Source organism: Paraburkholderia nodosa (assembly GCF_001718195.1).
Lineage (GTDB): Bacteria > Pseudomonadota > Gammaproteobacteria > Burkholderiales > Burkholderiaceae > Paraburkholderia > Paraburkholderia nodosa_A.
In genome coordinates, this window is the sequence record NZ_MCNV01000009.1 from 253251 (window position 1) to 267987 (window position 14737).

Below are 14737 nucleotides of genomic sequence, written 5' to 3' on the forward strand. Positions count from 1 at the left end.
CTCAGGTCGATGCCGTTGCCGACACGATGCGCTCGAGCAGCGCGTCGTAGTCGGCCGCGGCGGGCGCGCTGTTGTCGAAGAGCAGAAGGCCGTCGAGCTGCGCGCCCGACGGCATGAAGCGCCGCTGCCGGTATTCGTTCCAGTGAGTGAGCTTGTAGGCGTCGATCGGATGGGCGCGCGCGCCGATGCGCGCGTGCGCCGTTTCCTCGCTCGTATGCACCCACACCACGGTGAGTCCCACCTCCTGACCGACACCGAGCCACGCGCGGTCGAACAGCTTGCGCTCGCGCACTTCGCGCGACAGCGGGCCGACCACGAGCGCGCTCACGCCAAGTTCGAGGTTTTCGCGGGCGGTGTCGATGAGCCCGCGGTACTCGGGTTCGCGAAAATGCTGCAGGAAAAGCGGGCTGTCGCGATCGTTCGGGTCGTGCGTGAGCGCGCCCATCGCGGCTGCGCTATAGCTGCCGTAGAGCGTGTCCTTGTCGAGCAGGCAGAACGGCTCGCCGGTCTCGCGGGCGAGCGGGGCGAACAGGCGTTTGGCGAGCGAGGTCTTGCCGGCGCCGGCGTGGCCGCAGAAGAACACCAGTCTTGTCACGGGCGGCGTGCCTCGCCGGGTTGCGTGCCGGCGTTTGCCGACGGGGCGTTATCCAGGCCGTTTTGCTCGGGTCCGTGTCCGTTCAGGAATTTGCCGTTGGCCTCGAGCCACATCACGTTGATGATGCCAAAGCCGAGCGCAACGCCGATGCCGAGAATCCACGAGAAGTACCACATGGCCGTTGCCTCCTCTCAATGCCGGTTGCGAGCGCTGCCGCGCAGTCCCCAAAGCATATAACAACGATGATCGGTCTGGCGCCCGTACGGATATGATGGGCGCGAACCGGGAGCCAGAAGTCAGAAAAGGGGAAAGCGCCCATGCCGCTTTTGCCGTCGCGCAGAGCGATTGCGAGTCTCGCCGCCGCCGTCACGGTGGTCGCCGCGTTCGCACTCGGCGGCTGTGCCGAGGAGCAGCCGCAGCCCATGCCGTTCAAGCCCGTGCCGGCCGAACGCATCCTGAAGCCTGGCTACACCGAGCCGGGCGAGGGCCTCGTGGCCGTGGACGTGCGCCGCGAGCGCACCCGCAACGTCATCGTCAAATTCCGCGACGCGCCCGTCTACATCGACGGTGAACGCGTGACCGACCTCATGGACGGCGAACACGTCACGTTCTACCTGAAGCCCGGCGTGCGCCGCATCGCCGTGACGACGCAGTTCGATCCCGTGATCGAGCTGCGCTTGCTTGTGGATCCGCGCTACACCAACCGCGCGAGCATCACCTTCGACAAGGATGACCGCATCGGCATCCGCCGCGTCGCGCAGTAGCCTCCCGGTTCGCCGCCGCCGTTGCACGGCGGGCACGGGCAGTGCTCTCAGGCCCAGTCAACCGGACGCGCGCCGCTCGGGCACCCCGTCCAGACGCCGTCGGTCGACGGAACACCTTACACTTGGCAACCGGTGCAACTCGAAGCGGCGCGGGCGCGACCCGCCGCGCGGAAGAAAAGGAACATGCTAATCAATTGCGTCGCGTATCAAGGCGGCAAGAAACTGGCCGATGTCACAGTCGAAGCCATCAGCGACTATCTGGCGAAGCCCGAGTGTTTCGTCTGGGTCGCGCTCAAGGACCCGGACGCCGGAGAAATGGCGGCGATGAAGGAGGAGTTCGGCCTGCATGCGCTCGCCATCGAAGACGTGATGAACGGCAACCAGCGGCCGAAGATCGAGGAATATGGCGACACGCTTTTTTGCGTGCTCCACACGCTCGAACTCGACGACGACGGCGAAGTCATCACAGGCCAGGTGAACGTCTTCGCCGGCCCCAATTTCGTGCTTTCGGTGCGCCACCGCGCGCAGCAGGGTTTCAGCGATGTTCGCGCGCGCTGCGAGCGCGAGCCCGAATTGCTGCGCGAAGGCTCCGGGTTCGTGCTCTACGCGCTGATGGACAGCGTGGTCGATCGCTACGCGCCGGTGCTCGAAACGCTCTCCGGCGAGATCGAGGAGCTGGAGGACCGCATCTTCGACAAGCACGACCTCGCGGGCTCGCGCGCGATCATCGAGGATCTCTATTCGCTCAAGCGTCGTCTCGTGATCCTCGCGCATCACGTCACGCCGCTCGTCGATGCCGTCGGCAAGCTCGTGGGCGGGCGCATTCCGCAAATCTGCGTGGGCATGCAGGCGTACTACCGCGATGTGTACGACCACCTCGTGCGCGTGTCCAACATGATCGACGCGCGCCGCGAAATGATCGTCACGGCGATCCAGGTGAACCTCGGCATGATCTCGCTCGCGGAGAACGAAGTGACCAAGCGGCTCGGTTCCTTCGCCGCGCTCTTCGCCGTGCCGACCATGATCGCGGGCATCTACGGCATGAACTTCGAGCACATTCCGGAGCTGCACTTCAGATTCGGCTACCAGATCTGCCTCGCCGCCATGCTCGTGCTCGATATCTTCCTGTTTTTCCTGTTTCGTCGTATTAACTGGCTCTAAGGCGGTGCGGGCGTTGTTGCGCCGCCGCATGGCCGGCAGCGACGCCAGTGACAGAGCAAAGTTGACATCGTTGAGCGCCTGCGCCGAGAATGGGCCGGCAGAAAACGTTTGCGCATAACCAGAAAGCAGGGCCCAGCCGGGCCCGACAAACCGGAGACTTCCAGACATGAACTCCCGCATTCGCCGCCGCATCCTTCTCGCCGCCAGCGCGCTCGCCACGACCGCCGTAACAGGCGCTTTGCCGCTCGCGGCCCGCGCACAGGCGCCTCACAAGCCGAAAGTCGCGCTCGTCATGAAGTCGCTCGCCAACGAGTTCTTCCTCACCATGGAGACCGGCGCGAAGGACTATCAGAAGCACAACGCCGACCAGTTCGATCTCATCACCAACGGCATCAAGAACGAGACCGACACGGCCGCCCAAATCCAGATCGTCGAGCAGATGATCGTCTCGAAGGTCGACGCCATCGTGCTCGCGCCCGCCGACTCCAAGGCGCTCGTGCCCGTCGTGAAGAAGGCGGTGGACGCGGGCATCATCGTCGTGAACATCGACAACAAGCTCGACGCCGACGTGCTCAAGTCCAAGGACCTGAACGTGCCGTTCGTCGGCCCGGACAACCGCAAGGGCGCCCGCCTCGTGGGCGACTACCTGGCCAAGCGCCTGAAGTCGGGCGACCAGGTGGGCATCGTCGAGGGCGTCTCCACCACGACCAACGCGCAGCAGCGCACGGCGGGCTTCAAGGACGCGATGGACGCCGTGAGCGCGAAGATCGTCTCGACGCAGTCGGGCGAATGGGAGATCGACAAGGGCAACGCCGTCGCCTCCGCCATGCTCAATGAATACCCCGACATCAAGGCGCTCCTGTGCGGCAACGACAACATGGCGATCGGCGCCGTGTCGGCCGTGCGCGCGGCGGGCAAGCAGGGCAAGGTGTACGTGGTCGGCTACGACAACATCGGCGCCATCAAGCCCATGCTCAAGGACGGCCGCGTGCTCGCCACCGCCGACCAGTTCGCGGCGAAACAGGCCGTGTTCGGCATCGACACGGCCCTGAAGGCGCTCAAGGAGCACAAGAAGCAGTCGGAGCTGTCGGGTATCGTCGAAACGCCCGTGGTGCTCGTCACGAAGTAAAGCGCTGCCGGCAGGCGCCATGCCGTGCCGCGGCGGTATTTGCGTGCGCAACGCAATAAGCGCTCAAGAATCTCGCCGCGCAGCCGTTATTTGTACCGGGATGACCGCATGGGCGGCCGTCTTCCGCTGGGCGGCGTATCGCTGCCCAGCGCGCCGTTCGAGGCATGCTCTACCGGAGCGTGCGGCGGCGGTGCGGACCCGCAGTATCCGGGCGGCGCGACTCACCGGTTGAACCCGGCGGCGCGGCTCGCGACTACAGGATCGTGATGGATGCAAATGTCCCCGACGTAGCGTCACCTGCGCCCGCCGTGCTTACGGTGACGGGCGTCGGGAAGACCTACGAGCAGCCGGTGCTCGCCGACGTCAGCCTCGCGCTGCACGCCGGCGAAGTGCTTGCGCTTACGGGGGAAAACGGCGCGGGCAAGAGCACGCTCTCGAAGATCGTGAGTGGCCTCACAGCGTCGAGTGCGGGCAGCATGACGCTGATGGGCCGCCCCTACGCCCCGGCGAGCCGCCGCGAAGCCGAGGCGCTCGGCGTGCGCATGGTCATGCAGGAGTTGAACCTGCTGCCCACGCTCACTGTTGCGGAGAACCTGTTTCTGGACCGCCTGCCGCAGTCGGGGCCGCTGCGGTTCGGCTGGATCGATCGCAGGCGGCTGCGTGACGACGCGCGGGCCGCGATGGCGCAGGTCGGACTCGAGGCGATCGACTCCGATACGCCGGTCGGGGAGTTGGGAATCGGGCATCAGCAACTCGTGGAGATCGCGCGCAACCTGGTCGGCAGCGCCGCTGCGGCCGATCATGGCGATGGCGGCGACATGCGCGTGCTGATCCTCGACGAGCCGACGGCCATGCTCACGGCTCGCGAGGTCGAATTGCTGTTCGAGCAGATCGCGCGGCTGAAGGCGCGCGGCGTGGCGATCGTCTACATCTCGCACCGGCTCGAAGAACTCGAGCGCATCGCGCAGCGCGTCGCGGTGCTGCGCGACGGCAAGCTCGTGCGGGTGGACGCCATGGCCAACCTCACGCCCGAGCGCATCGTCGCGCTGATGGTGGGGCGCGAGCTTGGCGAGCGCATCGATCTGGGGCAGCGGCGCATCGGCGCGCCGCTCCTGAAGGTGGACGGGCTCACGCGCGCGAAGGCTGTGCGCGACGTGTCGTTCGAAGTGCGCGCCGGCGAGATTTTCGGCGTGTCGGGGCTGATCGGCGCGGGCAGAACGGAGCTGATGCGGCTCATCTACGGCGCCGACCGCATGGAGCGCGGCACGGTGGCGCTGGCGCCCACGCCGGGCGCGGCGCCGGAACCCGTGCAGATTGCCTCGCCCGCCGATGCGGTTAAGCTTGGCATCGCGCTCATCACCGAGGACCGCAAGGGCGAAGGGCTGCTGTTGCCGCAGCCGCTCGCCGCGAACGTGACGCTCGGCAACGTAGGCGCGGTCTCGCGCTATGGCGTGGTGGACGCGGCGCGCGAGAACACGCTGGCCCGCACGCAGATCGACGCGCTGCGAATCCGCGCGTCCGGACCCGCGCAGCCGGTGGGCGAGCTGTCGGGCGGCAACCAGCAGAAGGTGGTGATCGGCCGCTGGCTCGCGCGCGACATTACGCAGTCGATGCGCGTCGTGCTGTTCGACGAGCCTACGCGTGGCATCGACGTCGGGGCGAAGTTCGACATCTACGCGCTGATGGGCGCGCTCGCACGTGAAGGCCGGGCGCTCGTGGTGGTATCGAGCGACCTGCGCGAGCTGATGCTGATCTGCGACCGCATCGGCGTGATGTCGGCGGGGAAGATGACGGCCATCTACGGTCGCGACGAGTGGAGCCAGGACAAGCTGCTCGCCGCCGCCTTCGCGGGGCTGCGCGCCGAGGATGCGCTGGTCGCGAACGCGCGCGATCTGCCGGAGATGGGCGACGTGCCGCCACACAGGGAAACGCGCAAGCCCCAGGAACGCAACGACGACCCACGAGGGAGCGCTTCATGACGAACGACCCGTTGCGCGGGCAACCGTCGCCGCACGGCGACGAAATCGGTGGGCGTACCAGTTCGACCAAAATCGCGCCGGGCGCTGCGCCGGTGTCGGCGCCGCATGCGATGCAGGCGAGCGGCAAGCCCGTGGGCACGCGCTTCGGCTTTTCGAACTACCTGGGCCTCGCGCTCGCGCTGATCGCGATGATCGTGTTGTTCTCGCTGCTGAGTTCACACTTCCTCACGTACGATACGTTCAGCACGATCGCGAACCAGATTCCCGATCTCGTGGTGATGGCAGTGGGCATGACCTTCGTGCTGATCATCGCGGGTATCGATCTTTCGGTGGGTTCGGTGCTCGCGCTCGGCGCTTCGGTGGTGAGCGTGGCGTCGCTCAAGTGGGGCTGGGGCGCGCTGCCGGCGGCGCTGCTCGGCCTCGTCGCCGCGGCGGCCACGGGCACGCTCACGGGCGCGGTGACGGTGGGCTGGCGCATCCCGTCGTTCATCGTTTCGCTCGGCGTGCTCGAAGCGGCGCGCGGGCTTGCGTACCAGATGACGAATTCGCGCACGGCGTATATCGGCGACGCGTTCGACTTTCTCTCGAACCCGATCGCATTCGGCATCTCGCCGGCGTTCCTGATCGCGGTGGCGGTGATGGTGATCGCGCAGCTCACGCTGACGCGCACGGTGTTCGGACGGTATCTGATCGGTATCGGTACCAACGAAGAGGCGGTGCGCCTGGCGGGCGTCGATCCGCGGCCGTACAAGGTGATCGTGTTCGCGCTGATGGGCGCGCTTTCCGGGCTAGCGGCGCTGTTTCAGATTTCGCGCCTCGAAGCCGCCGATCCAAACGCGGGCGCGGGGCTGGAGCTGCAGGTGATCGCGGCCGTGGTGATCGGCGGCACCAGTCTGATGGGCGGGCGCGGCTCGGTCATCAGCACGTTCTTCGGCGTGCTGATCATCTCGGTGCTGGCCGCGGGGCTCGCGCAGATCGGCGCGAACGAGCCCACCAAACGGATCATCACCGGCGCGGTGATCGTCGTGGCGGTCGTGCTCGACACGTACCGCAGCAGGCGAAGTCGCAGAGGCAGCAGGACATAACAATTTTTTCGAGGGCGCGGTCCGCAACGCAGCGCGGGCCGACGGAAATGACCGGGAAAGCGACGCCAGACCAAACCTACAACGGGCGCGCAGAGAGCCGGCAGCAACAGGGCAGCAAAAAAGCAGGAGCAACATAAAGATGGCGACGATCAAGGATGTGGCCGCCGTGGCGGGGGTATCTTTCACGACGGTGTCGCATGTGGTGAACAATTCGCGTCCGGTGTCGGCGGACGTGCGGGCCAAGGTCGAGCGCGCGATCCGCGACCTGAACTACGTGCCGTCGGCGGTGGCGCGCTCGCTCAAGGCGCGTGCCACGGCGACCGTCGGTCTGCTCGTGCCGAACGGCACCAACCCGTATTTCGCGGAGCTTGCGCGCGGCGTCGAGGACGCCTGCGCGCGCAAGGGCTATTGCGTGTTCTTCTGCAACTCCGACGACGACCCGGCCAAGCAGCGCAGCTACCTGCGCGTGCTGCAGGAAAAGCGCATCGACGGCCTCATCGTCGCCTCGGCCGGTGACGACGCCGTGCTCGCCTCGACGCTTGCCGATACGCGCGAGCCGATCGTCGTCATCGACCGCAACATCGAGGGACTCGACGCCGATCTCGTGCAGATCGACCACGAGCGCGGCGCCTGGCTCGCCACGCGGCATCTGCTCGAGTTCGGGCACTCGCGCATCGGCTGCATCACCGGGCCGGTGACGACCGCGGTGAGCGCGATGCGCATGCACGGCTTCCTGCGCGCCATGTCCGAGCGGGGCGTGGAGATCGCGCCGGGCGCGATCGTCGAAAGCGACTTTTCCGGGGCGGGCGGTTACCGCGCGGCGGCGCAACTGTTCGACAGCGTGCGGCCCACTGCGATCTTCGCCGGCAACGACATGATGGGCATTGGCGCCTTGCGCGCGGCCGCCGAGCGCGGCTTGCGCGTGCCGGGCGACTGCTCGATCATCGGCTTCGACGATATCGAGCTTGGCAACTTCACCTGGCCCGCGCTCTCGACGGTCGGCCAGCCCGCGCGTGCGCTCGGCGACATGGCGGCGCTCACGCTGATCGAGCGCATCGCGAACGCGCGAGAGGAAGGCGCGAGGGCGCGCCGGCGCGTCATGCCGCCTACGCTCTTCGCTCGCGAATCGACGGGGCCCTGGGTCGGTGCGGAGGAATACGCGCCGCTCGCGGCCTGAGGCAGGGTGGCCGTAGCGAAGGCGCAAGCCATCGAGGAGGCATCGTGACGACTGACGCAGCAAAGCCGACCGACGCACGCGCTCGCGTGGCCGTGGTCGGCAGTCTGAACATGGATCTCGTCGCGCGCGCGCCGCGCTTGCCGTCTCCCGGCGAGACGCTCGCTGGCCATGCCTTTGCGCAGGTGGCCGGCGGCAAGGGCGGCAACCAGGCGGTGGCCGCGGCGCGCCTGGGCGCCCAGGTGGCGATGATCGGCCGGGTCGGCGCCGACAGCAACGGCGAGGTATTGCGCGCGGGGCTGATGGCAGAAGGTATCGACTGCGGCGCGCTCGAAACGTCGCCTGGCGCGCCGACCGGCGTGGCGTTGATCATCGTCGACGACGCGAGCCAGAATGCCATCGTCATCGTGGCCGGCAGCAACGGCGAACTCGCGCCCGAAACGATCGCGCGCCATGAGGCCGTGCTCGCGCGGGCCGACGTCGTGGTCTGCCAGCTCGAAACGCCCACCGACGCCGTGGCGGCCGCGCTCGCCGCTGCACGGCGCCTGGGCAAGATCACCATCCTCAATCCAGCACCCGCCACGGGGCCGCTGCCCGCGCAGTGGCTCCCGCTCATCGACTATCTCGTACCGAACGAACTGGAGGCGGCCGCGCTCACCGGCTTGCCCGCGAGCACGCCGGAAGAGGCGGCGCGGGCGGCGTCGGCGCTGCGGGAGGCGGGCGCACGCAACGTGCTGGTGACGCTCGGAGCGCAGGGCGTATGTGCGCTGCTCGACGGCGCCGCGCCGGTCCATCTGCCCGCGCCACGCGTCAATGCGGTGGATACGACGGCGGCCGGCGACACCTTCATCGGCGGTCTGGCCGCGCGCCTGGCTGCCGGGGCGCCCGCGCTCGAAGCCATTGCTTTCGCATTGCGTGCGGCGTCGGTTTCAGTCACGCGCGCGGGTGCTCAACCCTCTATTCCCACGCTCGCCGAACTCGCGGGCTGAGCGCATCAGCACGTCTCGCTGGCATCTAAGCCATGACCGGCCACGGCGCGGCTTATTCGCGCCGCGCCTGATTGTATTTCGCCAATACTTCATACCATATACACATTTCAAGACCTTGAAATCCCGTGCCGTAAACGCCTGTTAGAGCGACCACTCGATGTCGGGCGTTGGGCCCGACCATATCACAAGCGTTGGGGGAGTCATGGGCAAGGGCATCAGTATCAAGGCGCGCATTGGCATCACGATGGGCTTTCTGGCGACGTTGATCGTCGCGATCAGTGCGGTCGGGCTGCTGGGTCTCACGCGTTCGAACGACGCGTATCGCGAGACTTTCACCGACCAGATGCCCAGTTCGCACGCGGTCAATCTGGCCGAAATCTATGCGGCACGCGAGCGTCTCGCGCTCGACCGGGCCGCCTTCGAACAGGGTACGTCCGACGCCGCGGCGACGGTCGACCGGGCGCGCATGCTGCGTGGCGTGTCGGACGACTTCTGGAAGAAGTACATGGCCTTGCCGCACGCCGGCGAGGAAGCGCGCCTCGCTCAGGATGTCGGAGCCCGGCGCGAGGCCCTGCACCAGATCGCGGACCAGTTCATGACGACCGTCCAGTCGGGCGATCAGGCGAAGGTGGTGGCCGGCGCCAAGGCGCTCAAGGAGGCCTACGACGGGCTCTCGAAGGCCGACGCCGTGCTCGACAAGTTCCAGATGACGCAAGCGCAGCAGGGCTTCGACGACGCCCAGGCCGCGTTCTCGCAGCTGCGCGTCGCGTGCATCGCGGCGCTGCTCGTAGGTATCGGCGCCGCCGCCTATTCGTTCTTCTCGCTGCGCCGCGCTATTGCGGAGCCGCTCGGCGAAGCGCTTGGCGCTTTCCATGCGATCGCCGCCGGCGATCTGCGCCGGCCCGTGGTCGTGCGCCGCAACGACGAGATGGGCGAACTGCTGGGCGGCGTCGCGCAGATGCAGCGCAGCCTCACCGAAACGGTGCGTTCGGTGCGCTCGGGCACCGAATCGATCGCCACGGCCACGCGTGAGATCGCCGCGGGCAACCTCGACCTCTCGTCGCGTACCGAAGAGCAGGCATCGGCGCTCCAGCAGACCGCCTCGAGCATGGAACAGCTCACGGGCACCGTGAAGCAGAACGCCGACAACGCCCGCCAGGCCAGCGCGCTCGCCGCCAACGCCTCGGAAATCGCCAACAAGGGCAGCTCGGTCGTCAATCAGGTGGTCGGCACGATGGGCGACATCAACGACAGCTCCGCGAAGATCGCCGACATCATCACGATCATCGAGGGCATCGCGTTCCAGACCAACATCCTCGCGCTCAATGCGGCCGTCGAAGCGGCACGCGCGGGCGAGGAAGGGCGCGGCTTCGCCGTGGTGGCGGGCGAGGTGCGCAGCCTCGCGCAACGCTCGTCGGCGGCGGCCAAGGAGATCAAGGGGCTCATCGACACCTCGGTCGAGCGCGTGCAGGCGGGCTCGGCGCTCGTCGACGAGGCGGGCCGCACGATGACCGAGATCATCGCCGCGGTGCAGCGCGTGACCGACATCATGGGCGAGATCGCGGCGGCTTCGCAGGAGCAGTCGGGCGGCATCGACCAGGTCGCGCGTGCGGTCACGCAGATGGACGAGGTGACCCAGCAGAACGCGGCACTCGTCGAGGAGGCCGCCGCCGCGGCGCAGTCGCTCGAGGACCAGGCGGGACGCCTGCGCGAGGCCGTCGCCGTATTCAATCTGGAAGACGCAGCGCTGGGCGCAGCGCAGGTGAAGCCTGCGCCGGCAGCCGCCAGGACGGCTTCCGTCGCCCGTGCTGCTGCCACGCGCCAGGCATCGGGAGCCGGGGCAGCGGCGCCTGCCGCAAAGCGCGCGCCGCGCAGCACTCCGGCTGCTGCCGCCGCCCAGCCGGCCGCACGGCCCGTCGCACCCCCCCGCGCGCCCATGAGCGCGGTGGCGTCGGCTGCCGGTTCGAACGGCGACTGGGAAACCTTCTGACATTCATCCGCCAAGCCGCGCGGGCCGTCCGCGCACGAGAGCCAGCCGCTGTACCGCAGCGGCTTTTTTTACGCCTTTGACCCCGTTGTGCGGCCCCGCCGTGCGCCATGTGGGCGCCGTTACGGTACATTGTCAGCCGTGTCATCTGCGCGGCCCGGTCGGCGCGCTACACTGCGGCGCCCAGCGGTGCCCGCGAGCGGCATGGCGTCGTGCTGGACGGTTCAGCCCGCGCCGATGTCCGGGCGCGGGCCAAACGGGGTGGCACCGCAGGAGGAACGACCCGCCCCGCAGGGGCAAGGCAGGCGCACCGCGCCAGGCAGGACGGATTGGCCGGCATCGAGCGCCAGCGCCGCATGACAGCACAAACAAGGAACCCGACATGACGCATGACGATCTCGCGCAACGCCTCGTGAATGCGCGCCGGCATCATCATCTGATCGAAACGCTGGAACCCGAGCGCGTGCCGCCCGACGCGGCCACGGCCTACGCGATCCAGCAGGCGGTGCTCGCCGGGCTCGAGACGACCACGGGCGGCTGGAAAGTGGGCGCACGCGCCCCCGGCGGCCCTGCCTCCGGCGCGCCGATCCCGGCGCCGCTCGTGCACGCCTCGCCGGCGCGCTTCGAGCGCCGCCACTTTTTCCGCGTGCTCGTGGAACTGGAAATCGCGTTTCGTTTTTCGGAACCGATCGTCCCGCGCGCCGAAGCCTATGCGCGCGACGAGGTGCTCGCGCGCGTGGGCCAGATCGTGCCGGCCATCGAGATCGTCGACAGCCGTTTCGCGCAGTGGCCCAACGTCGCGCCGCTCGCCCAGCTCGCCGATGCACAGAACAATGGTGCACTCGTGACCGGCCATGCGCTGCCGTACCCAGCGCTTGCCCGCGTGCTCGATTTCGTCGCGCCTGAGCTCGAACTGACGTTCGACGGCGCCTCGCTCGTGCCGGAGGCGCCGGGCAACCCCGCGGGCGATCCGCGCGAACTGCTGGTCTGGTTCGTCAATCATTGCGCCGCCATGGGCATCACGATCGAGCCCGAATGGACTATTACGACCGGCACCTATGTCGGTGCGCACCGCATCGATACACCGGGCCTCCTGCACGGCCACATCGACGGGCTAGGGGAAGTCGAAGTCGAGTTCGTCTAGGTCGCCCAGGGGCGCATCGTGTAACTGTCGCACCTGTCATATTTGCTCTCACGAACGGCCGCCGCGCGCATTGCGCGGCGGCTTTATTTTTTTGTACGCGTTGTGCGTCCCATGGGTGTAAACCTGGCAACCTGTCACGCGCGTCATCTTCATCGCATGGCGTTCGCGCGTCGTCCGATTGGAGCGGGAAAACCACTACTGCCGACAGGGCCGGTCAGCGTCGATTGGCATCCGCGCAAGAATGCGCGGCAGGTCACCGACGACGGCGAAATCGACGCGTAAAACGGGAAAAAAATCGCATTGACGCGTGCTCACAACATTTGCGTGGCAGTTCGCAATGCGCGCGCGTTCTGCGGGCTCGCGAACAAATCGTAACGAATGGGTGTGCACCGGCGCTGCGTTGGTGCGTTTGATGAAGAGGCGCTCTGTATGCCGGAGTGCCGGACAGGCCGGATGACAAGGCGAAAAGCCGGTCGAACATCAGGTAGAAAGTGGCGTGCTGCGAATGCCCCGCCCGATGGAATTAGCCAACACGCAGGCACAGCATGTGGGAAGGAGCGTGACCCCGGTCTGAAATTTGCACCAGTAGGGAAGATCATTGTAAGTCGTTGTCTGGCGCCCTCCAAGCGCTCAATAATGCTTAGCTTTAGAGGGCACATCAGGCGCGATTTAACGGTGCGAAAAATTTCAAAAGGGTTTAGGATGAATTTGAGCGATGTCGTTTCCGAATAGCGCGCCGCGCACGACATCGGTCGCAGATCTTGGCGAGGAGGTAGCATGGATATCTATAGCAGCTTCGCGACCCGCTTCGAAAAAACGCGAGAGGAGGAGTTCTCGCTCGAGGAGTATCTCGCGCTCTGCAAGGAAGATCCCAATGCGTACGCCACGGCTGGCGAACGCATGCTGACGGCAATCGGCGAACCCGAACAGATCGACACCCGCAACGATCCGCGTCTGTCGCGCATCTTTGCGAACAAGGTCATCAAGGTGTATCCCGCATTCCGCGAGTTCTATGGCATGGAAGACGTGATCGAGCAGGTCGTCGCGTACTTCCGCCATGCGGCGCAAGGACTCGAAGAGAAGAAGCAGATTCTCTATCTGCTCGGTCCGGTGGGCGGCGGCAAGTCCTCCATCGCCGAGCGGCTGAAGCAGCTCATGGAGCGCGTGCCGTTCTACTCGATCAAGGGCTCGCCCGTGAACGAGTCTCCGCTCGGGCTGTTCGACTACGACGAAGATGGCCCGATACTCGAAGAGCAATACGGCATACCGCGCCGTTACCTGCGCAGCATCTTGAGCCCGTGGGCCGTGAAGCGCCTGCACGAATACAACGGCGACATCCGCAAGTTCCGCGTGGTGCGCCGCTTCCCGTCCATCCTGCGCCAGATCGGCATCGCGAAGACCGAACCTGGCGACGAGAACAATCAGGACATCTCGTCGCTCGTCGGCAAGGTGGACATCCGCAAGCTCGAGCAATATGCCCAGGACGACGCCGACGCCTACAGCTACTCGGGCGGCCTGTGTCTCGCGAATCAGGGCCTGCTCGAATTCGTCGAAATGTTCAAGGCGCCGATCAAGGTGCTGCACCCGCTGCTCACGGCCACCCAGGAAGGCAACTTCAAGGGCACCGAAGGATTCGGGGCGATTCCGTTCAACGGCATCATCCTCGCGCACTCGAACGAGTCGGAGTGGAAGGCGTTCCGCAACAACCGCAACAACGAGGCACTGCTCGATCGTATCTTCGTGGTGAAGGTGCCGTACTGCCTGCGCTACTCGGAAGAGATGAAGATCTACGAGAAGCTGTTGCGCAATTCGTCGCTGGCCGAGGCCGTGTGCGCGCCTGGCACGCTGAAGATGATGGCGCAGATGTCGGTGCTCACGCGCCTGCAGGAGCCGGAGAACTCGAGTCTCTTCTCGAAGATGCAGGTGTACGACGGCGAAAACCTCAAGGACACCGATCCAAAAGCGAAGTCGTACCAGGAGTACCGCGACTTCGCGGGCGTGGACGAAGGGATGAACGGGGTTTCGACGCGCTTCGCGTTCAAGATCCTCTCGCGCGTGTTCAACTTCGACTCGACTGAAGTGGCCGCGAATCCGGTGCACCTCATGTATGTGCTCGAACAGCAGATCGAGCGCGAGCAGTTCCCGCCGGAAACCGAGCAGAAGTATCTGTCGTTCGTGAAGGACGTGCTGGCCTCGCGTTACGCGGAGTTCATCGGCAAGGAGATCCAGACCGCCTACCTCGAGTCGTATTCCGAATACGGGCAGAACATCTTCGACCGCTATGTCACGTACGCCGACTTCTGGATTCAGGACCAGGAGTTCCGCGATCACGACACGGGCGAAAGCTTCGATCGCGCGGCGTTGAATGCCGAGCTCGAGAAGATCGAGAAGCCCGCGGGCATCAGCAACCCGAAGGACTTCCGCAACGAGATCGTGAATTTCGTGCTGCGTGCGCGTGCGGCCAACGCCGGCAAGAACCCGGCCTGGATCAGCTACGAGAAGCTGCGCGTGGTGATCGAAAAGAAAATGTTTTCGAACACGGAAGAACTTTTGCCGGTCATCTCGTTCAATGCGAAAGGATCGGCGGAAGAGCAGCGCAAGCACGAAGACTTCGTCAACCGTATGGTGGCGAAGGGTTATACGCCGAAGCAGGTCCGGTTGCTCTGCGACTGGTATCTGCGGGTGCGCAAGTCGTCGTGACGAAGAGGCTTTACCGTCCGAGTGCGCTGC

General features: G+C 66.2%; 12 protein-coding genes. 10 read left to right on the forward strand and 2 right to left on the reverse strand.

All coding sequences use genetic code 11. The annotated features are described in order from the left end of the window. Position 1: 1 nt before the first annotated feature. The gene (locus tag BFD71_RS18245; RefSeq protein WP_069265692.1) at positions 2-595 is read right to left on the reverse strand and encodes an AAA family ATPase; all 594 of its coding nucleotides are present in this window, start codon (positions 593-595) and stop codon (positions 2-4) included. Then, positions 592-771: a cytochrome bd-I oxidase subunit CydX gene (gene cydX, locus BFD71_RS18250; protein ID WP_069265693.1), complete on the reverse strand. Its 180-nt coding sequence runs from the start codon at positions 769-771 to the stop codon at positions 592-594. Before cydX ends, BFD71_RS18245 begins: the two co-directional genes overlap by 4 nt. Before the next feature lie 141 nt (positions 772-912). Between cydX and BFD71_RS18255 the strand changes: the two genes are divergently transcribed. From BFD71_RS18255 to BFD71_RS18300, 10 genes are all read left to right on the forward strand, one after another. Next, on the forward strand, positions 913-1359 hold the full coding sequence (locus tag BFD71_RS18255) for a hypothetical protein (protein WP_069265694.1): 447 nt from the start codon (positions 913-915) through the stop codon (positions 1357-1359). A 183-nt stretch (positions 1360-1542) separates the two neighbouring features. Continuing rightward, positions 1543-2520 carry a magnesium/cobalt transporter CorA gene (corA, locus tag BFD71_RS18260; RefSeq protein WP_069265695.1) on the forward strand — a complete coding sequence of 326 codons (978 nt, stop codon included), beginning with the start codon at positions 1543-1545 and terminating at the stop codon, positions 2518-2520. A 166-nt stretch (positions 2521-2686) separates the two neighbouring features. Then, on the forward strand, positions 2687-3649 hold the full coding sequence (locus tag BFD71_RS18265; RefSeq protein WP_069265696.1) for a sugar ABC transporter substrate-binding protein: 963 nt from the start codon (positions 2687-2689) through the stop codon (positions 3647-3649). A 266-nt stretch (positions 3650-3915) separates the two neighbouring features. After that, positions 3916-5628, forward strand: coding sequence for a sugar ABC transporter ATP-binding protein (locus BFD71_RS18270; protein WP_069265697.1), 1713 nt, complete (start codon positions 3916-3918; stop codon positions 5626-5628). Continuing rightward, positions 5625-6713, forward strand: a complete 1089-nt coding sequence (locus tag BFD71_RS18275) for an ABC transporter permease (protein WP_141710712.1) — start codon at positions 5625-5627, stop codon at positions 6711-6713. Before BFD71_RS18270 ends, BFD71_RS18275 begins: the two co-directional genes overlap by 4 nt. Positions 6714-6852: 139 nt before the next feature. Then, positions 6853-7890 carry a LacI family DNA-binding transcriptional regulator gene (locus tag BFD71_RS18280; protein ID WP_069265698.1) on the forward strand — a complete coding sequence of 346 codons (1038 nt, stop codon included), beginning with the start codon at positions 6853-6855 and terminating at the stop codon, positions 7888-7890. A gap of 44 nt (positions 7891-7934) precedes the next feature. After that, positions 7935-8876 (forward strand): ribokinase, encoded by a 942-nt coding sequence (gene rbsK / locus BFD71_RS18285; RefSeq protein WP_305120834.1) that lies wholly within the window; start codon positions 7935-7937, stop codon positions 8874-8876. Between the two features lie 202 nt (positions 8877-9078). After that, the gene (locus tag BFD71_RS18290; RefSeq protein ID WP_069265699.1) at positions 9079-10866 is read left to right on the forward strand and encodes a methyl-accepting chemotaxis protein; all 1788 of its coding nucleotides are present in this window, start codon (positions 9079-9081) and stop codon (positions 10864-10866) included. A 379-nt stretch (positions 10867-11245) separates the two neighbouring features. Continuing rightward, positions 11246-12007, forward strand: coding sequence for a 2-keto-4-pentenoate hydratase (locus BFD71_RS18295; RefSeq protein WP_069265700.1), 762 nt, complete (start codon positions 11246-11248; stop codon positions 12005-12007). A gap of 777 nt (positions 12008-12784) precedes the next feature. Next, positions 12785-14707 carry a PrkA family serine protein kinase gene (locus BFD71_RS18300; protein WP_069265701.1) on the forward strand — a complete coding sequence of 641 codons (1923 nt, stop codon included), beginning with the start codon at positions 12785-12787 and terminating at the stop codon, positions 14705-14707. Positions 14708-14737: the final 30 nt, after the last annotated feature.

Bases quoted from the DNA above. Each gene is read 5' to 3' on its own strand.
- cydX (WP_069265693.1), bottom strand. From the start codon at position 771: ATGTGGTACTTCTCGTGGATTCTCGGCATCGGCGTTGCGCTCGGCTTT.
- BFD71_RS18255 (WP_069265694.1), top strand. From the start codon at position 913: ATGCCGCTTTTGCCGTCGCGCAGAGCGATTGCGAGTCTCGCCGCCGCC.
- corA (WP_069265695.1), top strand. From the start codon at position 1,543: ATGCTAATCAATTGCGTCGCGTATCAAGGCGGCAAGAAACTGGCCGAT.
- BFD71_RS18265 (WP_069265696.1), top strand. From the start codon at position 2,687: ATGAACTCCCGCATTCGCCGCCGCATCCTTCTCGCCGCCAGCGCGCTC.
- BFD71_RS18270 (WP_069265697.1), top strand. From the start codon at position 3,916: ATGGATGCAAATGTCCCCGACGTAGCGTCACCTGCGCCCGCCGTGCTT.
- BFD71_RS18275 (WP_141710712.1), top strand. From the start codon at position 5,625: ATGACGAACGACCCGTTGCGCGGGCAACCGTCGCCGCACGGCGACGAA.
- BFD71_RS18280 (WP_069265698.1), top strand. From the start codon at position 6,853: ATGGCGACGATCAAGGATGTGGCCGCCGTGGCGGGGGTATCTTTCACG.
- BFD71_RS18290 (WP_069265699.1), top strand. From the start codon at position 9,079: ATGGGCAAGGGCATCAGTATCAAGGCGCGCATTGGCATCACGATGGGC.
- BFD71_RS18295 (WP_069265700.1), top strand. From the start codon at position 11,246: ATGACGCATGACGATCTCGCGCAACGCCTCGTGAATGCGCGCCGGCAT.
- BFD71_RS18300 (WP_069265701.1), top strand. From the start codon at position 12,785: ATGGATATCTATAGCAGCTTCGCGACCCGCTTCGAAAAAACGCGAGAG.